Source organism: Azospirillum melinis (assembly GCF_013340935.1).
Lineage (GTDB): Bacteria > Pseudomonadota > Alphaproteobacteria > Azospirillales > Azospirillaceae > Azospirillum > Azospirillum melinis.
Map to the genome: position 1 here is coordinate 44,368 of NZ_WHOS01000019.1, position 25,379 is coordinate 69,746.

A 25,379-nucleotide genomic window follows, 5' to 3' on the forward strand; every position below is an offset into this window, starting at 1 on the left:
CACCGGTCGACGCGGCGCCACCGGTGCTGGTTACAGGCTTCCTTTACCGATTCCGTACGAGGATGCTGACGATCGGGGCGGCGAACATCGGTGCCGCCGGGGATGGGGGGAAGGCCAATGCCGAACGGAACCAGCCTGAATGGCGGCATCAATGGCGTTAATACTGGCGGTAACAATGGTGGCGGGAGCGCGCGGCGTCCGCGCATCGGTCTTGCGCTGGGCGGCGGCGTGGCGCGCGGCTGGGCGCATATCGGGGTGCTGCGGGCGCTGAAGCGCTATGGCATCGAGGCCGACATCGTCTGCGGTTCCTCGGTCGGGGCGCTGGTTGGCGGCGTCCATCTCGCGGGAAAACTCGACACGCTGGAAGAGTGGGTGCGGACGCTGACCCGAATGAAGATCGTCGGCTATCTGGATCTGCGGCTGCGCCAGGGCGGTGGACTGATCAGCGGCGACCGGCTGCTGGCTGAACTGCGCCTGCATCTGGGAGACGTGCGGATCGAGGAACTGCCATGCCCCTATGCCGCCGTCACCACCGATCTGGTGACCGGCCACGAGGTGTGGCTGCAACGTGGCGAACTGGTCGACGCCATGCGGGCGTCCTTCTCGCTGCCGGGGGTATTCCCACCGGCGTCCATCGACGGGCGCTGGATGATCGACGGCGCGCTGGTAAACCCGGTGCCGGTGTCGGCGTGCCGGGCGCTGGGCGCGCAGATGGTGATCGCCGTCAATCTGGCCGGCGATATCCTGGGCAAGGCGCGCAAGCCCGGGTCGAGCGTGCCGACTGCCGCAGGATTCGATCTGTTGCGGCTGGTCGAGGACGAGACGCCGGGCCATCGCGCACCGAGCGGCATCGGCGCCCTGACGCGTCGGATCTTCCGCCGCGACTATGAGGGGCCGAGCCTGTTTGGCGTAATGGTCTCGTCGCTCAGCATCGTCACCGACCGCATCACCCGGTCGCGGCTTGCCGGCGATCCGCCGGACGTGCACATCGTGCCGCGGCTGGGTCACATCGGGCTGACCGAGTTCGACCGGGCCGACGATTGCATCCGCGAGGGCGAACTGGCGGTGGAGCGCGTCCTGCCGGAACTGCACGACGCGCTCGCCGTCTTCGCCACCGGTCCGCGCGAATCGACGCGCGCACCGGTGCGTGACTGAGGCTTTTGGGCAGCCGGTCTTAGTGATCGATGGCGGTGCCCAGCGCCGCACCGCCCAGGCCGCCGATCACGGCGCCGCGGGTACCGTCCACGGCGTATCCGCCGGCCGCACCGGCCGCACCGCCGACCACGCCGCCAGTCGAACAGGCGGTGACGGAAAGGAGCGCGAACACCGCACCGATCAGACGCAAACGGGACATCATACTACCCTCCACGTGTTGACTGTTCGGTCTCTAAACACGCGAAAACGCATTTTGCTTCCATCGCCCCCTGATCTTTTGGTCCTGCTTCTTTGGGGGAACTTCTTCTCTCCATAAGCGTTGACCGGACTTTAACCGTGAAACGTTGATACGGGGGAACCACCATGCGGACCATGACCAAGAGGTTGCGCGTCACGGCCATCGCCGCTGTTGCGGCTCTGTCGCTCGGTGCCTGCCAGACCGGAAACAGCAGCGGCGGCGGCATCGGCGGTATGAACACGTCGGAGACCGTCGGCACGTTGGGCGGCGCCGTCGCCGGCGGCCTGCTCGGCTCGCGCTTCGGTGGAGGCGCGGGCAAGCTGGCGACGACGGCCATCGGCACGCTGGTCGGCGCCTATGCCGGACAGCAGCTGGCCCGGCACTTCAGTCCCGCCGACCAGAACCGTGCGTCGGACGCGGAGGAGCGCGCGGTCGCCAACAACCAGACCATCACCTGGAACAACCCGCAGTCCGGCAACAGCGGCACAATCCAGCCGGTGAGGACCTATCAGGGCACCGACGGCCAGACCTGCCGCGACTACAACCATACGGTCGTGATCGACGGCAGGACCGAGGTGGCGCGCGGCACCGCCTGCCGTCAGGCTGACGGAAGCTGGAAGCTAGTATCGTAAGCGTACAGCCTATCCGAATGATCGCCTCCGGGTCCTACTCCTTGCGGATGTGGGGAGTTGCCGTCAAAATCAAGGAGTTCCGCCGGATGGCGGCCCGATAAGAACGGCGTGCGGGGCTTATGGAGGCGGTCAGCTACATCATCCTCATCGGATCGACCCTGCTGATCGTCAGCGTGCTGACCAGCTACCTCGCCTTGCGGGTCGGTGCGCCGCTGCTGCTGATCTTCCTCGGCATCGGCCTGCTGGCCGGCGAGGACGGGATTGGCCACATCTCCTTCAACGATGCCGGCTCCGCCTTCCTGATCGGATCGATGGCGCTGGCCGTGATCTTGTTCGAAAGCGGCTTCGACACCAAGCTCGCCAGCTACAAGTCCGCAGCCTGGCCGGCGATGACGCTGGCGACGGTCGGGGTGGCGGTCACCACCGGCGTGGTGGGAATCGCCGCCCATTACCTGATGGGGCTGGGTTGGGGGGAGGCATTGCTGGTCGGGGCTGCGTGCAGTTCCACCGACGCGGCGGCAGTCTTCTTCCTGTTGCGCGTCGGCGGTATCACGCTCCGCGACCGCGTCCGCTCCACCCTGGAAATCGAATCGGGCAGCAACGACCCGGTCGCCATCATGCTGACCATCCTGCTGGTGGAGGCGGCGACCCACGGTCTGGCGTCCCCCGTCGCCATCGTCGGCGAGCTGGTGCTGGCCTTTTCGCTGGGCGGGGTGATGGGGCTGGCCGGCGGCTGGCTGCTGGTGACCTTCATCAACAAGGCGAATTTCGAAGCCGGGCTGAACCCGGTGGTGACGCTGACCTTCGCCCTGTTCATCTTTGCCGTCACCAATGTCATGGGCGGCAGCGGCTATCTTGCCGTTTATGCCGCCGGGCTCTATGCCGGCAACGTCAAGCTGCGCGGCGCCCTGGAACTGCGGCGCTTCCATGCCGGGCTGACCTGGCTCAGCCAGATCGTCATGTTCGTGATGCTGGGCCTGCTCGCCACGCCGCGGGAATTCGGCGGGATGATCCTGCCGGCGCTGGGTGTCGCTTTCGTCCTGATCGTCATCGCCCGCCCTGCCGCGGTGTGGATGTGCCTGCTGCCCTTCCGCTTCTCGGTCCGGGAGACCAGCTTCATCGCCTGGGTCGGCTTGCGCGGTGCGGTGTCACTCCTGCTGGCGCTGGTGCCGGTGCTGGGCGGGCTGGAGAATGGACAGCTGATCTTCAACACCGCCTTCATCGTCGTGGTGGTGTCGCTGCTGGTGCAGGGCTGGACCATCGGCACGATGGCGCGGGCGCTGGAACTGATCGTGCCGCCACGCCGCGGCCCGGTCGAGCGCGTGGAACTGGAGCTTCCCGGCAATGCCGACCAGGAACTGGTCGCCTACACCGTCCATGCCAAGAGCCCGGCGGCCAGAGGGCAGCGCATGCCGCGCTGGGCCAAGCCGTCGCTGGTCATCCGGTCGGGTGCGGTGGTGCCGCTGCACAAGGCGAAGCCATTGCAGCCCGGCGACCATGTCTATCTGTTCACGCCGCAGCACCGGCTGACCCTGATCGACCGGCTCTATGGCGGCAGCCGGGCGCTTGACCAGAACGACCGGGAGTTCTACGGCGATCTGGTGCTGAGCCCCGACGCGACGGTGGAGCAGATCGCCGAGATGTATGGGTTGCCGCTGTCGATGTCGAACGCCCGGCTGACACTGAGCGACCTGCTGCGCAACGAGTTCGGTGGCTCCTGCGAACTGGGCGACCGGGTGCGCATGGGCGGCGTCGAGCTGATCGTGCGCGATATGGAGGACAGCATCATCACTTCCGTCGGGTTGGCGCTGGAGCCCGCCCGTGTGACCAGCCGGCGCCGGCCGCTCTATCAGCGGCTCGCCGACATCGGCGGACGGCTGCATGGCTGGTGGAACGAGCAGTCCTTCCGCCGCTGGAAGGAACGCGAAAAGCAGCGGGCGTGCCGGTCGGGCGTGCCGGCGGCGGAGCCCCGGCACGACGAGCGGATGGAAGGCCGCACGGAAGTCTGACGGTCAGTCGCGGTGCCCCGGCCGCGACGCCGCAATGGTGCGGCTGAGATAGATGACCGGGGCGAGGCCGACCAGAACGATCACCAGGGCGGGCAGGGCGGCGTCGTCCAGCCGCTCGGTGGAGGCCATGCGGAAGGCCTCGATCGCCAGCGTATCGAAGTTGAAGGGCCGCAGGATCATCGTCGCCGGCAGCTCCTTCGTGATGTCGACGAAGACCAGCATGGCGGCACTGAGCAGGCTGGGGCGCAGCAGCGGCAGATGAACCCGGCGCAGCACCTGCAACGGCGTGTGGCCGAGGGAACGTGCCGCCCCTTCCAGATTCGGGCCGATCTTGGCGAAGCCCGACTCCAATGGCCCATAGGCGACGACGAAGAAGCGGATCAGGTAGCCATAGAGGATGCCGGCGATGGTGGTGCCGAGGATCGCGCCCATCGGCCAGCCGGTCCAGTCGCGCGTCAGCCCGACGGTGATGAGGATGCCGACGGCGATCACCGTGCCCGGCGTGGCATAGCCGAGCGAGGCGAGCCGTGCAGCGCCGGTGGCGAAGCCGCTGCGGTCATGGCGCACGCCGTGGATCACCATCAGCGCCACCGTGACGACCAGAACCGCGCCGCTGGCGCCCAGGATGAAGGTGTTCACCGTCAGGTCGGTGAAGTGGGCCAACGTCAGTTCGGTCCCGCCGCGCAGGATCATGCGGATCAGCACGGCACCGGGCAGCAGGAAGCCGAACAGCACCGGCGTCAGGCAGACGATCCAGGCCACCATTGTGCCACGGGCCGACAGGCGCGGGGCGGGCAGGGCGCGGTAGCGGCCGGTGGTCTGGTGGAAGCGCATCTTGCCGCGCGACAGCCGCTCCAACCCGACCAGCGCCAGCACCACCAGCAGCAGGACGGCCGCCAACTGTGCCGCCGCGGCCGGATCGCCCAGCGCGAACCAGGTGCGATAGATGCCGACGGTGAAGGTGTCGATGCCGAAATAGCGCACCGCACCGAAGTCCGCCAGCGTCTCCATCAGCGCATATCCGACCCCGGCCACCAGCGCCGGACGGGCGAGCGGCAATGCCACGCGGCGGAAGGCGCCGAAGGCGGTGCAGCCGAGCGTGCGACTGGCCTCCAGCACGCAGACCGACTGTTCGAGGAAGGCGGCGCGGGTGAGGACGTAGACGTAGGGGTACAGCACCGACGACAGCACCAGCCCGGCCCCCCAGGCGGTGTGGATGTCCGGGAACCAATAGTCGCCGCGCCGCCAGCCAAAGGTGGCGCGCAGGAAGGTCTGCAGGGGGCCGGCGAATTGCAGGAAGTCGGTGTAGGTGTAGGCCAGCACATAGGCCGGCATGGCCAGGGGCAGCAGCAGCAGCCATTGCAGGACGCCGCGACCGCGGAAGTCGTGCATGGTGACGGTCCAGGCGCAGGCGACGCCGGTCACCAGCGTGACGACGCCGACGATGCCCAGCAGGATCACCGTGTTGAGGATATAGCCGGGAAGCACCGTCCGCGCCATGTGCCCCCACAGATCGGTGGAGACTCCGGCGGACTGGATGAAGACGGCAAGAATCGGCAGGGCGATCAGCAGCGCGAGGATCAGGGCGAACAGCCCGGTCGGGCCGATTCGTGCCCAGATCTGGCGGGGGGAGAAGGACGGGGAGCCGGGGGACTTCGCGTCGGTCGCCATCGCCATGCGGAAATATCCTAGCAGTGTGCAAAAAGAAGGCGGCGCCTGCTCCCTGTCAGGGGGGCAAGCGCCGCCGGTACTCTACCCTATATGCGAACCGTTATCAGCTGGCTTCGGCGGCGCGCGAGTGGCGCTTGCGCTCGTTCGGATCGAGGTAGCGCTTGCGCAGGCGGATCGACTTCGGCGTCACTTCCACCAGCTCGTCGTCGGAGATGTAGGACAGCGCCTTTTCCAGGGTCATCTGGATCGGCGGGGTCAGGCGGACCGCCTCGTCCTTGCTGGTGGTGCGGATGTTCGTCAGCTGCTTGCCCTTGATGACATTGACCTCAAGGTCGTTGCCGCGGGTGTGCTCGCCGATGATCATGCCCTGATAGACCGGCACGCCCGGATCGATCAGCATCGGGCCGCGATCTTCCAGGTTCCACAGGGCGTAAGCCACCGCGGTGCCGTCGCTGTTGGAGATCAGGACGCCGGTGCGCCGCGCCGCGATGGCGCCCTTGAACGGGGCGTAGCCGTGGAACAGGCGGTTCATGATGCCGGTGCCGCGGGTGTCGGTCAGGAACTCGCCCTGGTAGCCGATCAGGCCGCGCGACGGTGCATGGAAGACGATGCGGGTCTTGTTGCCGCCCGACGGACGCATCTCGATCAGGTCGGCCTTGCGCTCCGACATCTTCTGAACGACGGTGCCCGAGAACTCCTCGTCGACGTCGACGACGACTTCCTCGATGGGCTCCAGGCGCTGGCCGTTCAGCGGATCGGTCTTGAACAGCACGCGCGGACGGCTGATCGCCAGCTCGTAGCCCTCGCGGCGCATCGTCTCGATCAGGATGCCCAGCTGCAGTTCGCCGCGGCCGGCCACCTCGAAGGCGTCGCCGCCCTCGGTGTCGGAGATGCGCAGCGCCACGTTGCCTTCGGCTTCGCGGAACAGGCGGTCGCGGATCATGCGGCTGGTGACCTTGTCACCCTCGCGGCCGGCCAGCGGGCTGTCGTTGACCGAGAAGGTCATCGCCAGGGTCGGCGGGTCGATCGGCTGGGCGGCCAGCGGCTCGGACACTTCCGGCGCGCAGATGGTGTCGGCAACCGTGGTGTTGGTCATGCCGGCCAGTGCCACGATGTCGCCGGCATGCGCCTCGTCCACCGGAACGCGCTCCAGGCCGCGGAAAGCCAGCACCTTGCTGATGCGGGCGTTCTCGACCAGCTTGCCGTCGCGGCTCATCGACTTGACGGCCATGTTGACCTTGACCGAACCCGTCAGGATGCGGCCGGTCAGGATGCGGCCCAGATACGGGTTCGCTTCCAGAGTGGTCGCCAGCATGCTGAAGGGCAGGTTTTCCTCGACCTTCGGGGCCGGGACATGGTCGCGGATCAGCTCGAACAGCGGGGTCAGCGTCTCGCGGGCACCGTTCTCCAGGTCCGTGGTCGCCCAGCCGTTGCGGCCCGAAGCGAACAGGGTCGGGAAGTCCAGCTGCTCGTTCGAGGCGTCGAGCGAGGCGAACAGGTCGAACACCTCGTCATGCACCTCGTGCGGACGGCCGTCGGGACGGTCCACCTTGTTGATGACGACGATGGGGCGCAGTCCGAGCTTCAGGGCCTTGCCCAGCACGAACTTGGTCTGCGGCAGCGGGCCTTCGGCCGCGTCGCAGAGCAGGACGACGCCGTCGACCATGGAGAGGATGCGCTCCACCTCGCCGCCGAAATCGGCGTGGCCCGGGGTGTCGACGATGTTGATGCGCAGGTCGTTCCACAGAACGGACGTGCACTTGGCCAGGATGGTGATGCCGCGCTCGCGCTCCAGGTCGTTGGAGTCCATGGCGCGTTCGGCGACCTGCTGGTTCTCGCGGAACGAGCCGGCCTGCTTGAGGAGCTGGTCGACCAGCGTGGTCTTGCCGTGGTCGACGTGGGCGATGATAGCGACGTTACGGAGATTCATGGAGCCTTCGGTCTCGCAAGGGCACCCCCGACACGCAGCAGCGTCATGCCACAAACAACAAAAAGGCCCGCCGAAAGAAATCGGTGGGCGCTGTCGGGGAAACTGTTGCGGCGCAATATATGGATCTGAGGCAAAAACGCAAGCGTTGTACCCTTTGGTCTAGGGCGAATTTCCGGGATGGAGCCATGCGTCAATGGCCCCTACATTGGGGACGATGATCCGCTTCGCTTCCGCTTCCCGCCGCCGCGCGGCCGCTGCAACGAGGATTGCAGCCGCTCCGCTCAAGGCCCCGATCGCCGTACCGATGGTCGCCGCCCTGCTGATGTTGGGGCCGGCCGACGCCGGCTATGCCCAGGATTCGCCGCCCGACAGCATCCCCGGCGCCGTGCCCGCGGCGCCATCGGAGGGTGCCCCGCCGGACGCCGCGCCGCCGGACGAGGAGGTGAGGCCGGCCGGCATCGCTTATGAGGTGGAGATCACCGGCGTCGAGGATGAGGGCCTTCGCGGCACTCTGCGCGACGCCTCCACCCTGGTGGAGCTGAAGGACGACCATCCGCCTTCGCTGATCGGGCTGGAGCGGCGGGCCGACAGCGACCGCGACCGCTTGCAGACGGCGCTGCGCTCCGCCGGCTATTACGACGCGAAGCTGGACATCCGCATCGACGATCCGGCGGCGGCCGGCACCCTGCCCGCGGGCGGGCAGGCCCCCCCGGTCAAGGTGACGGTCGCGGTGACGCCGGGGCCGCTCTATCACATTAAGACGGTGACGGTGCGCGGTGTTTCCAGTTCCGCTGGCAGCTCTATCCTGCCGAAGGAGGTCGCCACCGACGATCTCGGCCTCGTCGCCGGTGCCCCCGCAATCGCACAGAAGGTGCTGGACGCCGAATCGGAACTGGTCGGCCGGCTGAGCAAGCGCGGCTATGCCTTCGCCAAGGTGCCCGACCGCGAGGTGGTGGTCGACCATTCCGACCGGACTATGGATGTCACCTACACCGTCGATCCCGGCCCGCTGACCCGCTATGGCGTAACCAGAATCGAAGGGTTGGAGAAGGTCGACGAGGATCTGGTGCGCGGGCGTCTCGCCTGGAAGGAGGGGCAGATTTACGACCCGGGTGCCACCGACCGGGCGCGCCAGGACATCGCCGCCCTCCAGGTCTTCGACACCGTGCGCGTGAGGATGGCGGACGAGCCGGGGCCGGACGGCGTGACGCCTGTCATCGTGTCGGTCAGCGAGCGCAAGCGTCGCTTCATCGGCGGCGGCGTCACCTATTCGACCGAGGACGGGGTGGGCGCCAACGCCTATTGGGGCCACCGCAACCTGTTCGGCGGTGCCGAGCAGCTTCGCGTCGGCGTCGATGTCGGACGCGTCGCCGGCTCAAGTGGCGGTACGTCGAGCAAGAGCAACGACCTGCCGGATCTGCGCTTCAGCGTCAATTTCCGCAAGCCCGACTTCCTGGCGGTGAAGCAGTCGCTGGTGGTCAATTTCGCCGTGGTGAACGACCAACCGCCGGCCTACAGCCGAGTCGCGTCTGAACTGACGGTGAAGCTGGAGCGGCCTTTGACCGACCAGCTGACCGTCAGCTATGGCGTGACCGGCGAGCGTGGCCGGGTGCGGACGGAGGACACCACCTATCAGACCTCCTTCATCGGCGTGCCGCTGGGGGCGGCCTGGAACGGCACCGACAACCTGCTGAATCCGACCTCCGGCCAGCGGGCGTCGTTGCAGGTGACGCCCTGGTTCCCGGTTGGCGGCGACACCAAGTCACCCTTCACCTCGATATTGCTGAACGGCTCCACCTATTACGATCTCAGCAAGGACGGGCGCTATGTCGCCGCGGGCCGGATCGGGTTGGGGAGCATCCTCGGCACGTCGCTGAGCGACATTCCGCCGGATCACCGTTTTTATGCCGGCGGTGGCGGGTCGGTACGCGGCTACGGCTTCCAGAAGGCGGGGCCGCGCGACCGCTACGACGATCCGGTCGGCGGCCGGTCGCTGTTCGAGATCGGGGCGGAGCTGCGCATCAAGGTGACCGAGAGCATCGGCGTGGTGCCCTTCGTCGATGCCGGCACCGTCTATGACAAGGCCTATCCCGACTTCAGCGAGCCGTTGCGCGTCGGCGCCGGGCTGGGGCTGCGCTACTACACAGACTTCGGTCCGTTGCGCGTCGATGTCGGCGTTCCGCTCAATCCCGCCAGCGGCGATTCGCGCTGGCAGCTGTATCTCAGCCTGGGTCAGGCGTTCTGATGGCGCATTTTCGTCCCAATCCTTTGGGACGATGACCGTTTATTGCGGTTGAGACGAAGATGGTGACGGTGAAGGGGTATGGTGTGACGGCGGTTCGCTTATTTCTGGTCGGTCTGACGATCCTTGCCGGCCTGCTGGCCGGTCCGCAGCCCGCTCGGGCCTTCTCGCTGTTCGCCGGCGATACCGCCCGCGACTGGCTGGTCGAGAAGATCGAGGGTGCCGTCGAATCGCCGGACATGCACCTGAAGCTGGGCGCCATCGAAGGCAGCATCCCCACCGACTTCACCATCGCGACCGTCACGCTGGCCGACAGCCAGGGCGTCTGGCTGACCATCGACCGGCTGCATGTCGTGATGTCGCCGTCCGCCCTGTTCCTGCGCAGCGCCAGGATCGACGTGCTGGAGGCGGCGTCCGTCGTGGTGACCCGTGCACCGGTCAGCAGCCAGCCGGCCGCACCCTCCGATCCCAATGCCCCGCTGCTGCCCAGCCTGCCGGTCGACATCGATCTGAAGAAGCTGGTGGTGGAGCGGCTGGAACTGGCGCCGGCATTATTGGGCGAGCCGGCGGTGCTGCGCATTGCCGGCGCCCTGGCGCTGGAGCATAGCGGCGGGGCGCTGAACACCAACCTGTCGGTGGCGCGCATTGACGACAAGCCGGGCAAGGCCGATCTGGTCGCCGTCTACGATCCCGGCAAGAATACGCTGAACCTGTCGGTCGATGCGTCCGAACCTGCGGGTGGCGTCATGGCCCGCGCGCTGTCGGTTCCCGGCCTGCTGCCGGTCGAATTGACGCTGAAGGGCGACGGCACGCTCGACGACTGGACCGGCAAGCTGAGCGCCATGGCCGGCGAGGCGGCATCGCCCAGCGGCACGCTGAACGCCGACGCGACCATCAAGAAGGGGCCGGAGGGGCACGCGCTGACGCTGGCGGCCGGGGGCAATTTCGCGCCGCTGATCGCCGGGCTGGCGGGGGATACGGTGGTGCCGCTGATCGGCCCCAACCCCACGCTGAGCGCGACTGTGCTGCGGGCGCCGTCGGGGGCCATCAGTCTCCGTCCGCTGGCGCTGACCGTCGCCGCAGCGAGCGCGACGGTCAACGGCGACGTCGCCGCCGATTACAAGAGCATGACCCTGCGCTGGACCTTGCAGGCCGGGCCGGACTCCACCCTGCATACCCTGGTGCCGCTGTCCTGGCGCGAGGGCGTGGTCGAGGGTTCGGCGGAAGGGGCGCTGAGTGCGCTGAACGTCGCGGTGAACGCCAGTTTGCGCGACCTGGCCGCCGACGATCCTGCGCTGTCCCGCCTGACCGGGCCCGAAACCACCCTGGCCGCCAAGGCGCAAATCGACACCGGCAGTGGCCGGATCGGCTTGGAGACGCTGGCGCTGACCGCCGCCGCGGCGCGGGCCGAGGTGAAAGGCACAGTCGGCGGCTGGGGCCAGACGGTCGACCTGACGCTGAACGCGAACGCCGACGACCTCGCGCCACTGTCCGGCCTCGCCGGCCGGCCGCTGGCCGGTGCCGTGGAGCTGGCGGGGCCGGTGAAGCGCGGGGCCGATGGCACGCTGACCGCCGAGCTGACCGGCAGCCTCGACCGGCTGTCCACCGGCACACCTGCCGATGCGGTGCTGGGCGACAAGGCGACGCTGAAGCTGGCCGCCAGGATGGAGCCGGACGGCGCCATGCGGTTGACCGACCTGACGGTCGATGGCCGCAACGGCAAGCTGACCGGTAACGCGGCGCTGGCCGACAACAAGGTCGATGCCCACACCACCTTGACCGTGGCGAAGCTGGAGCCGCTGGGCAGCGCGCTCGGCACGCCGATGGAGGGAGCGGCGACGCTGGAGGCGACCGCCCGCGGCCCGCTCGACGCCATCGAGGCGCAGGCGACGCTGAATGCCCGCGACCTCGTGGTGCAGGGCCGCCGGCTGGGCGCCACGGAGCTGAAGGCGACCGCCGCCGGCCTGCCGGCGACGCCGAACGGCGCGGTCTCGGCGCGGACCAACCTGGACAAGACTCCGCTGTCGGTGGACGGGCGCTATGCCTTGCAGGAACAGACGCTGCGGCTGGATGGGCTGACCATCGCCAACGGGAACAACCGCATCACCGGGCAGGCGCAGGTGGCGCTCGACACGCTGCTCGCCACCGGGCGGCTGGAGGGAAAGCTGCCCAACCTGAACGGCCTGTCGGCGTTGGCGGGGATGCCGCTGGGCGGCGGGGCGAGCTTCACCCTGGCGCTCGACGGCAAGGGTGGCAAGCAGGCGGCCAACCTGACCGCCGACGCCAGCGATCTGCGGGTCGAGGGGGAAGGCGGACCGCTGCTCACCGCCCGCCGCCTGACGGTCAAGGCCGACTTGGCCGATGCGCTCGGCACTCCCAGCGGCAAGGCGCGGGTGGAGATGACCGACGGCAACGCCGCCGGCACCGAACTGCGCAACGTCACGGCCTCGGTCGATGGGTCTCTGGCGAAGGCCGGTTTCCAGGCCAATGCCGCCGGAGCGGGCGCCCAGCCGGTCGCGTTGGACCTCGCCGGCAATTTGACGCGGGAAGGGCAGGTGACGCGCATCCGGCTCGACCGCCTGCAGGCGCGCTATGCCGGAGAGGATCTGCGGACCACCGCCCCGGCGACCATCCTGCTGGCCGACCGCCGGTATGAGGTGAAGGAGTTGCGGCTGTCCTCAGGCAATGCCCGGCTGGCCGCCGACCTCGGCCTGAACGGCGACCGGCTGAGCGGCGAGCTGACCATCGACCGCCTGCCGCTGGCGCTGGCGAAGCTGGCCAGCCCGACGCTGGCATTGGACGGCGTTGCCAACGCGCGGGCGTCGCTGGGCGGCACCCTGCGCAACCCGCGTGCCGACGCCACCCTGCGGGTCAGCGGGTTGAAGGCGCAGCAGACCGCTCAGGCCGGTCTGCCGGGCATCGACGCGACGCTGGACGCACAATGGCGCGACCGCCGGCTGTCGCTGAACAGCCGGATCGCCATGCCGAAGAATGCCGGCACGCTGACCGCCAACGCTGCGCTTCCGCTGGTGATGAACCCCGACAGCTATGCCGTCAGCGTACCGCCCAACGGGGCGCTTGAGGCGGCGGTGAACGGCACGGTGGATCTGTCGCTGGCGAACGACCTGCTCGCCGCCTCCGGCGACCGGGCGCGTGGATCGCTGCGGCTCGACGTGCGCGCCGGCGGGACGGTGGGCAAGCCGGCGCTCGGCGGGTCTGTGGTGCTGGCGAACGGGCGCTATGAGAACCGGGCGTCGGGTGCGGTGATCACCAACATCGAGGCGCGGCTGGTCGGCGACGGCGACGTCTTCACCATTCAGAGCTTTCGCGGCCGGACGCGCAACGGCGGCGCGATCAGCGCCAGCGGCGTCATCCGTCCAAGCGCCCCTGCCGACCGGCAGTTGGACATCGCCCTCCAGGCCGACAACGCCCGGCTGGTGGAGATCGATCTGGTGACGGCGGAGATCGGGGCGAATCTGACCCTGACCGGCGGTTTCGCCAACGCCCGGCTTGCCGGTCCGTTGGACATCCGCCGCGCCGAGATTCAGGTGCCCGACCGCATGCCGGCAAACGTCGTCGATCTGAAGGTGACCGAGGTCGGCAAGGGCCGTCGCGCCCGCGGGACGACCCAGGTGTCCACCGCAGGCGGCACCCGCCGTGTGCCCCAACCGGCCGACGCCCCGCCGGCTGCGACACCCTTCGTCCTGGCGCTGGACATGACGGTGAATGCGCCGAACCAGATCTTCGTCCGCGGCCGTGGGTTGGATGCAGAGCTTGCCGGCAATTTGCGCGTCAAGGGAACCGCTGCGGCACCGGAGGTGACGGGCCGTTTCAACATCCTGAAAGGCAGCCTGAACCTGCTGGCCAAGAATTTCGAGTTCAAGCGCGGGATCTTCGACTTCGACGGTACCCAGCCCATCGACCCGCGGCTCGACCTGTTGGCGGAGGCGACAGCCAACGGCATCACCGCCGACGTGGTGGTCAGCGGCACCGCCCGCCAGCCGAAGATCGAGTTGACCTCCCCCCAGGGGCTGCCGCAGGACGAGGTATTGGCCGGCGTGCTGTTCGGCAAGTCGGTGGGCGACCTGAGCGCGGCGGAGGCGGTGCAGCTTGCCCAGTCCGCGGCGGCTTTGGCCGGTGTCGGCGGAGGAGGTGGCGGCATCCTGGACACGGTGCGCCGCGGCCTTGGTGTCGACCGGCTGGACTTCACCCAGGGTGAGAACGGCAAGGGCGGGGCGGTGCAGGCCGGCCGCTATGTCAGCGACCGCGTCTATGTCGGCGTCGAACAGGGAATCGGCGCCAACCAGAGCCGGGCGAAAGTCGAGGTCGATATCACCAAGAACCTCAAGGGTACGGCATCCGTCGGCGCCAATTCCGAGACGAAGTTCGGCGTGGTGTACGAGAAGGATTACTGACGGGGTGGTGGGGCGGCGCTAACCCGCCATTCCGACCACGATCCGCGCATGCGACGGCACCGGCACGATGCCGTCCACCGCCCTGGCGTCGAACCGCCGGGCGATGTCGGCCTCCAGCGCCTTTCGCTGCCCGGCAGTCAATCCGCCGAGCCTATGGCCGAAGCTCATGTCGAGGGCGGCACGCCAGAAGGGCTGGCCGGCCGGCGCCTTGCGGACCGGGGTCAGGTCGGTCTCCCATGTCTCCGCAAAGCCGGCGGCGCGCATCCGGTCGGACAGAAGTTGCGGTGGCGCGAAGCGGAACAACGGATCCAGGCTGCCATCCTCGCCGAGATGGTTGGCCACCGCGTCACCGATCTCCGCGAACAGGCCATTCCCGGCGCGCGATCCCCAAACCATAAAGGCGGCCTTGCCGCCGGGACGCAGGACACGTCGCACCTCGCGCAGCGCGGTTTCAACCGCCGGCACGAACATGATGCCGAAGCGGCAGGTCACCCCATCGAAAGCGGCGTCGGCGAAAGGCAGGGCGGTCATGTCGGCGGCGATGAAGGCGGGAGCCGGCCCCTTCACGCTCCGGGCGCGGCGGACGGCGCCGGCCATCATGCCGGGGACCAGATCGCTTCCGACCACCAGCCCGTCCGGACCGGCCCGGTGCGCGGCACTCAAGGCGGGCTCACCCGCGCCGGATGCAAGGTCGAGCAAGCGGTGACCCTCGACCAGCCCCGCCGCGTCGAGCAGCGGGCGGTTCAGCTTGTCGGCCAGATCGGCCATCGGATCGGCCCAGCGGTCCCAGGCGTCGGCGCTGGCGGCCCAGCGGTCGCGCTCGCGGCCGGCATCAGGCATAGCGCCATCGGGCGGGGCAGCATCGGTTGGGGCGGCATCCGCATGTGCGGTGTCGGGACGGGTGGTTGCGGTCAATGGAGAAGCCTCGCCGCGCCGGCCACGCGCTGGATCGTGTCGGCATCGCTCAGCCGCTTGCCCAGGGCCGACAGCTCGTCGGACAGCTTGCGGTTGGCGTCGGTCAATTGTTGGATGCGGGTCTGCGCCGCCTGCTGCTGCTGGGACAGCGTCGCCACCGTCTCCGTCAGCTTGCGGATTTGCTGGGACTGGCGGGCCGCCGCCTCGTTCTGGCTGCGGCGGATCGATCCGACGGCCACCAGCACGACAAGGCTGATGGTCACGCCGGCCGCAATGGCGACGATGCTGATCCCGGTGAACCAGTCCATGGGCGCGAAGCTTCCGCCCATTTCACCCGATGGTCAAGCGGCCTGACAATCCATGAACGCAGCGGACCCGGCGCCGAACTGGGCGCCGGGTCCACGCTGTCGAAGAAACAACCGGGGAGGCTGCTGCGGTCAGCCGACGGTGCCGGTGACCGGGCGTTCCGTCTTCATGCGCAGTTCCTTCAGGTGATCGCCGAAGGCGCGCAGGACCGGCATGATCCGCTGGGTCTGGTCGGCGGTGACGTGGGCATCCGTCTTCAGCACGATGGTCGGCGCCTCGGCCATCAGGCGCTTGGCGCGCATCGGGCCAACCTTGTCGTCGAGGAACATGGCCATGCCCATCAGGATGCCCAGCGTGACGTCGTCCGGAGCCTTGGGCAGGGCCAGGACTTCATGAAGCTCGTTCAGCAGCGTGTAGGCGACGATGGAGGTGCGTTCGATGGTGTCGACGTCGGCGGCCATGGGCATCGGGCAGGTCCTCGGGAAACGTTCGGATGAAACGTTGCGGGTGAGACGCTGGCGGGTGACGCGGGAAGGCGTCCCGAAGGGCGCCAACGCTTGCGAAATCCGTCGTTCCCCGAGGGTAATCGTCAGTTTATAACCAAAGTGTTAACCAAACGCCGCCCGAGTCGCTCGAGTCGCATTTTTCCGAGTCGCAATCTTCCGTTCTCATCGTTTTCCGCCGCTGCGCGCCTTGGTCGAAAGCGACAGTTCGGCCACTTCCTCTCGCGCGCTGCTGACGAGGCCGGCCGACTGCACGATGTCGCGGTTGAACGGATGATAGGTCTGTGCGTAGATCCCGCGGATCTTGGTCACGTAATCCTGCGTCTCGCGGTAGGGCGGGATGCCCTTGTATTGCAGCACGGCGCCTTCGCCGGCGTTGTATCCCGCCAGCGCATAGGCGACGTTGCCGTTGAAGTAGGCCAGCAGCCAGCGCAGGTACTTCATGCCGCCGCGCATATTCTGTTCCGCGTTGAAGGGGTCGGACACGCCGAAGCGCTCCGCCGTCTCCGGGATCAGCTGCATCAGCCCCTGGGCGTTCTTGTTCGAGACGACATCGACGCGATAGCCGGATTCCACCGCGATGACGGCGAGCACCAGATCGGGATCGAGGCCGTAGGTCGGCGCCATCTTCTGAACCATCGCGCGGATTTCCGCCGGCGGCTTGCGGATGATGCCCCAGCGCAGGTTGGGCGGCTCGCAGCGGTCCGGCGTCTTCACCGTTCCCCCGGCGCTGCCGACCAGACGCTCCGCCTGCTCGTTGCCCAGTGCTGCGGCCTTGCGCAGCCAGGCACGGCCGAGGTCGGCGTCCTTGGATACGCCGCCCAGGCCGGCCATGTGCATGCGCCCGGCCATCAGCGCTGCGTCGGAGTAGTCCTGGCGGGCAGCCCGGCAATAAAGGGATAAGGCCAGCCGCGGATCGGCCTTCACCCCGTCGGCACGTTCGTAATGCTGTGCCAGTTCATACTGGGCGCGGGCGCTGCCCTTGTTGGCCAACGCCTCCAGCGCGGCGACGGTTTTCTCTGCAATGCCGGCGCTGGCCGGTGCCGATGCCAGCAGGCAAGGCAGCAGTGCCGCTGCGGCAAACGCCGACATGCGCGCCCCGCGGGTTCGCCGCTTGGCGTTGCCCTGCAAGGTTGATGGGGCGCGAAACGCGGACGGTGTACCGCAAAGGTTCGTGTGGTCTTCCACCGGACCCCCCTGTATGATTTTCTTCGAGCTTTCGGAGACCATCAAAAGGTCGGAAGCAGAGTTTTCAGGGAGGACGCCGTGGCACCCAACTGGCCGGGTACCACGCATAGCGGCATAAGCCAAAACGGAAGGCCGGCTGCCGGAGATTACATCACCGTAAGAGGTTGATGCGGCGCCGCCAATAAAAAATACATAGGCCGATCGACTGGTGTCGGTCGGTCTTTTTCTTTTCGCGTTGGTCATGCGTCCTCCAATCGAGTTGGAGAAATAACGAACGACCATGTTTTAAGCCAATGCCCGAACGGTGATTGGCGTGGAATAGCAGGGGTACTCTAGGGGTTAACTGTCTCCATTGTATGACTCACTAGCCTTTTTCCCAACTGGCAGCTCCTTTGTGCGCTCATTAAGTACGGATCGGGCCAGATAATCGGCTGTGAATTCGACGGCCCCGGACGACGGAGACTCTCCATTGTCCGGGGCCGTCGCGCCGGAGGCCCCGGCAAAGCCATCCGCACCAAGACGCGGAGAGCCGCCGTGGCGAACGGCATTGAAGGAGGCATCGTTTCACCGATGGCGAACCACGTCGCGACCACCTTGAGCCACCGACAGCGCATCCCGGCCGAGCCGGTGCCCTTCGGCGCCGAGGCCGTTGGCCGGACCCGTTCGGACCGCCTGCCGACGTATCTTGACCAAGACACCGCCGATGCCGGGATGGAGACCCATTTGACTGCCCATGCGGAGGCCGAGATGGCCGAAGCCAGCACCGAAATCGACGAAGCCCCGGCCGATGTCGATACCGATGCCGATCTTGCCGACGCCGCCGACACGGTTGTCCAGGCCGCTGCGGAGGACGACTTCCACCCCGATCCCAACGCACCGCCCGACCCGGCGGTGATCCGCCAGATCGAAGAGGAAATCCCACGCCTGCGCCGTTTCGCCCGTGCGATGGTGCGCGACGCCACCCTGGCCGACGATCTGGTGCAGGAATGTCTTGAGCGCGCCCTGTCGCGCCTGCATCTGTGGCGCCCCGGCACCAATCTGCGGGCTTGGCTGTTCACCATCCTGCGCAACCTGCACATCAACGGTGTGCGCCGCCGCCAGCCGGTCGTCGATATCGACGCCGAGGCGCAGGCCGCCATCGGTGCCGCTCCCGGATCGCAGTTCGTGCGGATGGAACTGCGCGACCTCCGCCGGGCGCTGGCCCTGCTGCCGAACGAGCAGCGCGAGGTGGTTCTGCTGATCGGGCTGGAAGGGATTTCCTACAACGAGGCGGCCGACATCCTGGGGATTTCCATCGGTACGGTAAAGTCGCGCCTGTCGCGCGGCCGCCGGGCCCTCCGCCTGCTGATGGAAGGGGAAAGCCCGTCGGACGCCGCAGACGCCTGATTGCCTGACGCCTGATCGCAGCGGGTGCGTGTCCGGCGAGTGCCGTCAAGTGATGATTTCCGCGGGGCGCCCGGTGACCGGGCGCCCCGTTTCCATGTGCGTCCATCGCTTTCGGCCGCCTACGGAAGACCGCAGACAAAAAAGAACGGCGGCGCCCGTACGGACGCCGCCGGAGGCGGGGACGATCGAGACGCCGTCAGGGCAACCGGTGCCGACGGCATCTCTGGAGGAGAGAGAGTCTTGCAGCCTCAGGAGACATTGCGATCAACCGGCCGGCCCCGAAGGGGGTTCCGTCCCGCCGGAACCGTAGGCCGGCCGGTTTGGCGCCTGCCTAGCGTCGCCGGACCAGACCCATGATCAGGCTGATGGCGAAAAGGATCAGGAACAGGAAGAACAGGATCTGCGCGATGCCGGAGCTGGCCGACGCAATTCCACCGAACCCGAGCGCGCCGGCGATCAGCGCGATGACGAAGAAAACGAGAGCCCAATAGAGCATCATACCCTCCCTCGCTCGGCCGAATAGTCACCAAGGACTGCCGGCGTCACGCATGAGACAAGTCGTGGCCGCATCCGCCGTCCCGTCGCCTCCATCTCCTGGCCTCTGCTTGGCGATGCAAGCCGGGGCGGGGTGACGGTAAGCACAGCCGGTGCGGCGGCATTCGAAGATCAGAACAACGCCGTGAGCGTGATGTTCCCTGTTCCTGATCGGCCGGAGTGTCGGAGCGCCGCAGGGCTGGTGCGGACTGGCATTTATGCAACAATGGGGCTGTCTGCGCGTTTCCGCTTCCTGAGAGGTCCGGCATCCGCCGGCCATGGGGGACGACAACGAGCGAGGACCCGATGAAGACCGGATTGATCCTGGCGGCAATGGCCGCCTCAGTCGCGATGGTTCCGGCGGCGATGGCGCAGCAGACCTATTCGCAAGGCTATTCCACTTATTCGAGCCAGAACCATTCGGGCAGCACCGGCGGCGATCTTTCCGGCCTGACCGGATCCGCTGGAGTAACCTCCTCCGATCTCGCCGGGCGCCGCGGCCGGGGGCAGAAACCGGTCGAGTTGCAACAGACGACGCTGCTCAACCAGCTCAGCGCCGCCGGCTATGTCTCGGTGCGCGACTTCCGCAAGGAAGGCGACCGCTATGTCGCCAACGCCATGACCCCGCAGGGGCAGTGGACGACGGTGGTGCTCGACCCGCGCAACTCCTCGACGACACGGGCCACCACGTCCGTCGTAACGCCGGGCAGCAAGCCGGTCCGTTGATTCAGTTGAGCAATCGCGACCATGTGCCGGTGAGGCGGCCGACGCCTCCCGGCACACGGAGATCGTAGAGCGGAAGCGGCTGCTGCAAACGCTGTCCGGCATCGCGGCCCAGCGTGCGCACCGCCGTCTCCACCGTGCCGCCGACCGGCAGCCACCCCGATGCGGCGATAGGCACCACCAGCGCCAAACCCCAGTCCATCCTCCCGCCGAACCGGCTTTGCGCACCGTCCGGCCCTTCGGTCCAGGTGGCATGGGCGGTCAGGCCGATGCCGCCGTCGAAGCGGCGCATCACCTCCACCGTGCCGCCCCAGTCGCCGCCGAGATAGCGGCCGAGCCGAAATGCGGTCGTGGTGTCGGCCCCCGGCGATTCCCAATAGACGCTGGCATGGCCGGTGCCGCGGGCATCGGTGCGGTCGAAGCCGAGCAGGCTGTCCGGCCGCCGCTTCCACACATGGTTGAGGTCGAGGCCCAGCGCCCAGCGGGCGGTGAGCGGCTGCACCAGCGCCTCGGCACCGATGCCGCCATACATCTCCTCCAGATGGCCGGCGGACAGCCGGGTGGTCAGGCCGTCCGCCGGACGGGCGAGCCATGCCCCATAGGCGTGGTCGAGCGACATCTGACGGTCGGCGTAGCGCGGCAGATCGCTGCGCACGGGCTGTGCCGCCGGCAGGGCATTGGTGTCCAGCAGTTCCAGATCGCTCGGCGCGTTGATGCGCAGCCCGCCGCCCAGCACCAGCCCGCGCATCGGCTCCGCCCGCAGCATCACGTCCGTGTGGGTGCGCTGGGCCAATGGAGTTCCCAATTCGGCCAGATCGAAGGTGGTGACGAGCCGGGTTGTGAGATCGAGGGAGGGGCGCCAGTCGGGCGGCGGTTCGGCTGCCGGGGCGAGTTGCATGGTTTGCCAGATCTCCTCGGCGCTGCCGCGATGGTTTACGGCCCGTTCCAGGTCGCGGCGGAGCAGGGTCACGGCCGCCGCGTCGAGACCTGCGGCGCCGGTGACGATGCGAAGCCGCTCGACTCCGGGGGGAGCGAGGTCGGCGAGCAGGCGGGCGGCATCGCCAACCTCGCGCGCCACCGGCATCCGCCCGCCCCCGGCGGGGTCGAGCCACAGGGTCGCCAGTTCCCCCTCGATCCGGGCAGAGCGGACGGGCAGGCCCCGGCTTCGGGCCACCAGGGCGATGGCATCGGCGGACAAGGCAGATCCGGCGGAGGGGCGCGGGCCGATGGTCGGGGGAGGGCGGTCGGGCTTGTCGGCATCCACCGCCGGATCGAAGCGAACCGACAGCCGCAGCATCAACCGGCGTCCCTGCTCGTAGGCCGCGCCCAGATCGGCCCAGGAGGTGGGGCGCCAGGACAGGCCCAGGCTGTAGCGGCTGCCGGGATCGAAGCCCGGCTCATCCTGCCGCTGGGCGCGGAAGCGGTCGCCGGCGGATTCCAGTTTCAGGCTCAGACCGTCGACCGGCAGGTGCCACTCCGCACCGCCGAACAGCGCCACCCGCTCGCCGCTGAACCATGCCTTTGGGCCGCGGGTGGTTGGCCAAGCGGAGGGATCGCGGTCGCGGCGGAACCGGCCGCCCAGGAAACGCAACGGATTGCGCAGCTGGCCGGCTTCTCCCAGCGCCCCCCATCCCATGCCCAATGTCAGGTCCACATCCCACCAACAGCGTGACAGGGCGATGTATTCGCCGGCGAAGCGGCCCTTGCCTGGCAGATCCAGCCCCGACCCGGTGACGTCGCGTCCGCCGACCACGATTGCCGGTCCATGCTCGTCCTCCTGCCGCAGGCGGAGCTTCAGGTCGAGGCCGGGTTCGCTGAGCCCGTAATAGCCGGGATAGGCGCTGTTGCGCCCGGTGACCTCCAGCCAGGGCAGCGGCTGGGCAGAGATGGTGTAATGGCGGTGCAGGTCGCCGAGCGCGGTCAGCCCGCCGCTCATCGACCCGTCGGGCGCCATCCGGGCGTTCGGCATCTGCAACAGCCCGATCCCGCCCCAGTCGGACAGGCTGACCCTTGCCTCTCCGGCGAAAGCGGGGGAGGTGAGGATTGGAAGAAGGGAAGCGATAACGAGAGAGCGCACGCGATGATCGCGAAAGTTCGGAGGGAGTGTCCGATCCTTCGCGAGTCATGCGTATGGATGCAACTGAAAAGCTATGGAGCCACCCTGTTACGGCGCCTCGACCAATTCGAAGTCGTGGGTGATGGTCGCGGTCTGGCCCAGCATGATGGAGGCCGAACAGTATTTTTCCGCCGACAGAGCGATGGCGCGCTCGACCTTCGCCGGGTCCAGCTTGCGGCCGGTCACGGTGAAGTGGACGTGGATCTTGGTGAAGACCTTCGGATCGGTGTCCGCCCGCTCCGCCTCGATGGCGGCGACGCAATCGGTGATCTGCTGGCGGCCCTTCTCCAGGATCATCACCACGTCGAAGCAGGTGCAGCCGCCCATGCCGATCAGCAGCATTTCCATCGGCCGGATACCGGCATTGCGGCCACCGGCTTCCACGGCGCCATCCATCACCACGGCATGGCCGCTGCCGGATTCGCCGACGAACATCTTGCCGTCCACCCAGGTGACGCGCGCCTTCATGACCATTTCCTTCGTTCACTGTTGATCGTGAGTGACCGCGCGAAGCTAGGCGCCGCGACGGATCGGCGCAAGGGGGCGCTACGCCGTCCAATGTCAGACTTGTCCAACCGCAGCGGTGTGCCCAGAGTCCGGTGCGCTGCGATGCACAATCCGTTGGCGAGACCTACCACCATGCCGCACAGCCATTCTCATGGCGGTTCCACCCACCTCGACCATTCCGATCACAGCCATGCCGGCCATCACCATCATGGGCCGGTGCGCTATGACCGCTCCTTCGCGCTGGGGGCGCTGCTGAACATCGGCTTCGTGGTGGTGGAGGCGGTCTATGGGCTGATCGCCAACTCCACCGCCCTGATCGCCGATGCCGGGCACAATCTCAGCGACGTGATGGGGTTGCTGCTGGCCTGGGGAGCAGTGTGGCTCGGGCGGCGAATCCCGCAGGGACGCTATACTTACGGCTTCGGCAACGCCTCGATCCTGGCGTCGTTGCTGAATGCCATGATCCTGCTGATCGCCGTCGGCGCCATCCTGCTGGAGGCGGTCAACCGCCTCGCCGATCCGGAACCGGTCGGGGAAACGACGGTGATGGCGGTGGCGACGATCGGCATCGTCATCAACGGCTGGACCGCCTGGCTGTTCATGGGCGGGCAGAAGCACGACATCAACCTGCGGGGTGCCTATCTGCACATGGCGGCCGACGCGGCGGTGTCGCTGGGCGTGGTGGCGGCGGCGCTGGTAATCCGCTTCACCGGCTGGCTGTGGCTGGATCCGGTGACCAGCATCCTCATCGCCCTGGTCATTGTCGCCGGCACCTGGGGATTGCTGCGCGATTCAGTGCGCTTGGCGATGGGCGCGGTGCCGGACGGCGTCGACCGGACGGGGGTGGAGCGCTATCTGGCCGGACTGCCCGGCGTCACCGCCGTGCATGACCTGCACATATGGCCGATCAGCACGACAGAAACCGCCCTGACCGCCCATCTCGTCCGTCCCGGCATGGATCAGGACGACGCGCTGCTGCTGGACATATCGACGGTGCTGAGAGACCGCTTCGGCATCGGCCACGCCACCATCCAGGTGGAGCATGACGGCAGCTGCTGCCGCCTTGCTCCCGCGGACGTGGTTTGATCGGTCAGGCCTGTTCGCGGGCAAGGCGACGGGCGTTGGCGCGCACCTTGCGGTAGGCGGGGTTCATGCCTGCGGCGGCGAGGGAGGCCGTCGCCTCGATCAGGCGCAGGTTGGCATGGATGCCGGCGTCGACGGCATCGGCCAGCAAACGCTGCTGGACGTCGACGATCTCCGCCGGGTTCTTGCAGGTGGCGAGGCCGCCGATGGTGGTGGCGACCGCCTGGGTCTGCTTGGTGATCATGGTGATCCAGGCCTGTCCGAACTCGCCGAGGCCGGTGGCGACCGCATGGAAGGCTTCCACCGCCGCTTCCACCTTCTCCGCGCCCATGCGGATGAATTCCGGATTGGCGAAGTCGATGGGGTTCGACAGCGCCGCAGTCATCATCGCCGTGCGATAGCCGATGGTCTGTGCCGCTGCGACGCCCATTTCGCCACCGCGAAGGCCGGTCTTGGTGATCTGGCCCGCCACCGCCATCAGCCTGTCGGTGGGGTGGCCGTTGCCGGCATTCTCTCGTGACATGGGCGTCGCCTCTCTCTTAGAAATCGTTGCCGGAACCTGACTGCGGGGTCAACGCTGCACTGCAGCATAAGTTCCGGCACGATCTTTACGCCTCGGCGAGCGCGCGGTCGAGATCTTCGATGATGTCCTGCGGGTCCTCTAGACCAACGGACAGGCGCAGCAGGCCGGGTTCAATCCGGGCGGCGGCCTTCTCCTCGTCCGTCAGCTTGCAATGGGTGGTGGTGGCGGGGTGGGTGACCAAGCTCTTCGAATCGCCCAGATTGTTGGAGATCATCACCATCCGCAGGCCGTTCAGCGTGTTGAACGCCTCGGTCTTGCCGCCCTTGAGGAAGACCGACAGCATGTTGCCGCCGCCGGTCATCTGCTTGCGCACCAGATCGTATTGCGGATGGCTGGGCAGCAACGGGTACAGCACCTGGGCCACCTTCGGATGGCTTTCCAGGAACTCCGCGACCTGGAGCCCGGCCGCCGACTGGGCCTGCACGCGCAGCTCCAGCGTCTCCATCCCCTTCAGCAGCAGCCAGGAATTGAAGGGGGAGATGGTCGGGCCGGTGTTGCGCAGGAAGGGATGGATGACCTCCGAGGCGTATTTCTTGTCCTTGGCGAGGATGACGCCGCCCAGGCAGCGGCCCTGGCCGTCGATGTGCTTGGTCGCCGAATAGATGATGACGTCGGCGCCGAAGTCGAACGGACGCTGGAGCACCGGCGTGGCGAAGGCGTTGTCGACCACGACCACCGCGCCCGCCTTGTGGGCGAGATCGCAGACGGCCTGGAGATCGACGACCTCGAGCCCGGGGTTGGACGGGGTTTCCAGGAAGACCGCCTTGGCCGGCTTGGACAGCGCCTCTTCCCACTCGGCCAGATTGGTGCCGTCGACGAACACGGTTTCGATGCCGTAGCGGCTACACAGCTCCTTCAGGATCCAGTAGCAGGAGATGAAGAGCGCCCGCGGTGCCACCACCCGGTCGCCGGTGCGCAGGCCGCTCATCAAAGCGCCATGCACGGCGGCCATGCCGCTGGAGGTGGCATAGGCCCATTCCGCCCCCTCATATTCGGCCAGACGGTCCTCGAACATCGCCGAGGTCGGGTTGCGGAAGCGCGAATAGACGTGGCGCGCACCGTCGTTGGCGAAGGCGTTCTCCGCCTCTTCCGCCGAGCCGTAGACGAAGCCGGAGGTCTGGTACAGCGCCTCGCAGGTTTCGTCGAATTGCGAGCGGCGAATGCCGCCATGGACCAGCTTGGAGCGGGGGCGCAGCCCCGCGACGTTCGGATTGCGATGATCGGTGCGCGACATTCCGCGACT

At 67.7% G+C, this 25,379-nt stretch carries 20 protein-coding genes; 8 read left to right on the plus strand and 12 right to left on the minus strand.

Features of this window, described 5'->3' with window-relative positions:
• Nucleotides 1–117: 117 nt before the first annotated feature.
• Nucleotides 118–1,155, plus strand: a complete 1,038-nt coding sequence (locus tag GBZ48_RS16160; protein WP_246307231.1) for a patatin-like phospholipase family protein — start codon at nucleotides 118–120, stop codon at nucleotides 1,153–1,155.
• 19 nt (nucleotides 1,156–1,174) lie between these two features.
• On the opposite strand, the gene GBZ48_RS16165 is transcribed toward GBZ48_RS16160, so the two are convergent.
• Nucleotides 1,175–1,357, minus strand: coding sequence for a hypothetical protein (locus GBZ48_RS16165; RefSeq protein WP_085089555.1), 183 nt, complete (start codon nucleotides 1,355–1,357; stop codon nucleotides 1,175–1,177).
• A gap of 170 nt (nucleotides 1,358–1,527) precedes the next feature.
• Here GBZ48_RS16165 and GBZ48_RS16170 point away from each other — a divergent pair, with 170 nt between their 5' ends.
• Nucleotides 1,528–2,025 (plus strand): RT0821/Lpp0805 family surface protein, encoded by a 498-nt coding sequence (locus GBZ48_RS16170; protein WP_246307232.1) that lies wholly within the window; start codon nucleotides 1,528–1,530, stop codon nucleotides 2,023–2,025.
• Between the two features lie 119 nt (nucleotides 2,026–2,144).
• Nucleotides 2,145–4,034 (plus strand): potassium/proton antiporter, encoded by a 1,890-nt coding sequence (locus tag GBZ48_RS16175; RefSeq protein WP_174471951.1) that lies wholly within the window; start codon nucleotides 2,145–2,147, stop codon nucleotides 4,032–4,034.
• A 3-nt stretch (nucleotides 4,035–4,037) separates the two neighbouring features.
• Here the strand turns inward: GBZ48_RS16175 and GBZ48_RS16180 are convergent, their stop codons facing one another.
• Complete coding sequence (locus tag GBZ48_RS16180; protein WP_174471952.1) at nucleotides 4,038–5,711, minus strand: ABC transporter permease; 1,674 nt, start codon at nucleotides 5,709–5,711, stop codon at nucleotides 4,038–4,040.
• A gap of 97 nt (nucleotides 5,712–5,808) precedes the next feature.
• Nucleotides 5,809–7,635, minus strand: a complete 1,827-nt coding sequence (typA, locus tag GBZ48_RS16185; protein WP_174471953.1) for a translational GTPase TypA — start codon at nucleotides 7,633–7,635, stop codon at nucleotides 5,809–5,811.
• Between the two features lie 193 nt (nucleotides 7,636–7,828).
• On the opposite strand from typA, the gene GBZ48_RS16190 reads away from it, so the two are divergent.
• On the plus strand, nucleotides 7,829–9,880 hold the full coding sequence (locus GBZ48_RS16190) for an autotransporter assembly complex protein TamA (protein ID WP_246307233.1): 2,052 nt from the start codon (nucleotides 7,829–7,831) through the stop codon (nucleotides 9,878–9,880).
• Nucleotides 9,881–9,939: 59 nt separating this feature from the next.
• The gene (locus tag GBZ48_RS16195; RefSeq protein ID WP_174471954.1) at nucleotides 9,940–14,292 is read left to right on the plus strand and encodes a translocation/assembly module TamB domain-containing protein; all 4,353 of its coding nucleotides are present in this window, start codon (nucleotides 9,940–9,942) and stop codon (nucleotides 14,290–14,292) included.
• Nucleotides 14,293–14,310: 18 nt separating this feature from the next.
• Here the strand turns inward: GBZ48_RS16195 and GBZ48_RS16200 are convergent, their stop codons facing one another.
• From GBZ48_RS16200 to GBZ48_RS16215, 4 genes are all read right to left on the minus strand, one after another.
• The gene (locus GBZ48_RS16200; RefSeq protein ID WP_174471955.1) at nucleotides 14,311–15,132 is read right to left on the minus strand and encodes a class I SAM-dependent methyltransferase; all 822 of its coding nucleotides are present in this window, start codon (nucleotides 15,130–15,132) and stop codon (nucleotides 14,311–14,313) included.
• Nucleotides 15,133–15,203: 71 nt separating this feature from the next.
• Nucleotides 15,204–15,515, minus strand: a complete 312-nt coding sequence (locus tag GBZ48_RS16205; RefSeq protein ID WP_246307234.1) for a hypothetical protein — start codon at nucleotides 15,513–15,515, stop codon at nucleotides 15,204–15,206.
• Between the two features lie 129 nt (nucleotides 15,516–15,644).
• Nucleotides 15,645–15,980 (minus strand): hypothetical protein, encoded by a 336-nt coding sequence (locus GBZ48_RS16210; protein WP_174471957.1) that lies wholly within the window; start codon nucleotides 15,978–15,980, stop codon nucleotides 15,645–15,647.
• A gap of 201 nt (nucleotides 15,981–16,181) precedes the next feature.
• A complete protein-coding gene (locus GBZ48_RS16215) occupies nucleotides 16,182–17,108 on the minus strand; it encodes a lytic transglycosylase domain-containing protein (protein WP_246307235.1) in 927 nt (308 codons plus the stop codon).
• Nucleotides 17,109–17,774: 666 nt separating this feature from the next.
• Here GBZ48_RS16215 and GBZ48_RS35975 point away from each other — a divergent pair.
• Nucleotides 17,775–18,590: an RNA polymerase sigma factor gene (locus GBZ48_RS35975; RefSeq protein ID WP_211105781.1), complete on the plus strand. Its 816-nt coding sequence runs from the start codon at nucleotides 17,775–17,777 to the stop codon at nucleotides 18,588–18,590.
• A 331-nt stretch (nucleotides 18,591–18,921) separates the two neighbouring features.
• Here GBZ48_RS35975 and GBZ48_RS16225 read toward each other — a convergent pair whose 3' ends face one another.
• The gene (locus GBZ48_RS16225; RefSeq protein WP_085090676.1) at nucleotides 18,922–19,086 is read right to left on the minus strand and encodes a DUF1328 domain-containing protein; all 165 of its coding nucleotides are present in this window, start codon (nucleotides 19,084–19,086) and stop codon (nucleotides 18,922–18,924) included.
• A 344-nt stretch (nucleotides 19,087–19,430) separates the two neighbouring features.
• On the opposite strand from GBZ48_RS16225, the gene GBZ48_RS16230 reads away from it, so the two are divergent.
• Entirely contained in the window at nucleotides 19,431–19,850 is a 420-nt protein-coding gene (locus GBZ48_RS16230) for a hypothetical protein (RefSeq protein WP_174471958.1), read from the plus strand.
• Between the two features lies 1 nt (nucleotide 19,851).
• Here GBZ48_RS16230 and GBZ48_RS16235 read toward each other — a convergent pair whose 3' ends face one another.
• A complete protein-coding gene (locus GBZ48_RS16235) occupies nucleotides 19,852–21,924 on the minus strand; it encodes a YjbH domain-containing protein (protein ID WP_174471959.1) in 2,073 nt (690 codons plus the stop codon).
• Nucleotides 21,925–22,011: 87 nt separating this feature from the next.
• Nucleotides 22,012–22,431 carry an OsmC family protein gene (locus GBZ48_RS16240; RefSeq protein WP_174471960.1) on the minus strand — a complete coding sequence of 140 codons (420 nt, stop codon included), beginning with the start codon at nucleotides 22,429–22,431 and terminating at the stop codon, nucleotides 22,012–22,014.
• A gap of 171 nt (nucleotides 22,432–22,602) precedes the next feature.
• On the opposite strand from GBZ48_RS16240, the gene GBZ48_RS16245 reads away from it, so the two are divergent.
• Entirely contained in the window at nucleotides 22,603–23,556 is a 954-nt protein-coding gene (locus GBZ48_RS16245) for a cation diffusion facilitator family transporter (RefSeq protein WP_174471961.1), read from the plus strand.
• Nucleotides 23,557–23,560: 4 nt separating this feature from the next.
• Here the strand turns inward: GBZ48_RS16245 and GBZ48_RS16250 are convergent, their stop codons facing one another.
• Together GBZ48_RS16250 and metZ are read right to left on the minus strand one after the other, a co-directional pair.
• Nucleotides 23,561–24,076, minus strand: a complete 516-nt coding sequence (locus GBZ48_RS16250) for a phasin family protein (protein ID WP_174471962.1) — start codon at nucleotides 24,074–24,076, stop codon at nucleotides 23,561–23,563.
• Nucleotides 24,077–24,161: 85 nt separating this feature from the next.
• Nucleotides 24,162–25,370: an O-succinylhomoserine sulfhydrylase gene (gene metZ, locus GBZ48_RS16255; RefSeq protein WP_174471963.1), complete on the minus strand. Its 1,209-nt coding sequence runs from the start codon at nucleotides 25,368–25,370 to the stop codon at nucleotides 24,162–24,164.
• Between the last annotated feature and the right edge of the window lie 9 nt (nucleotides 25,371–25,379).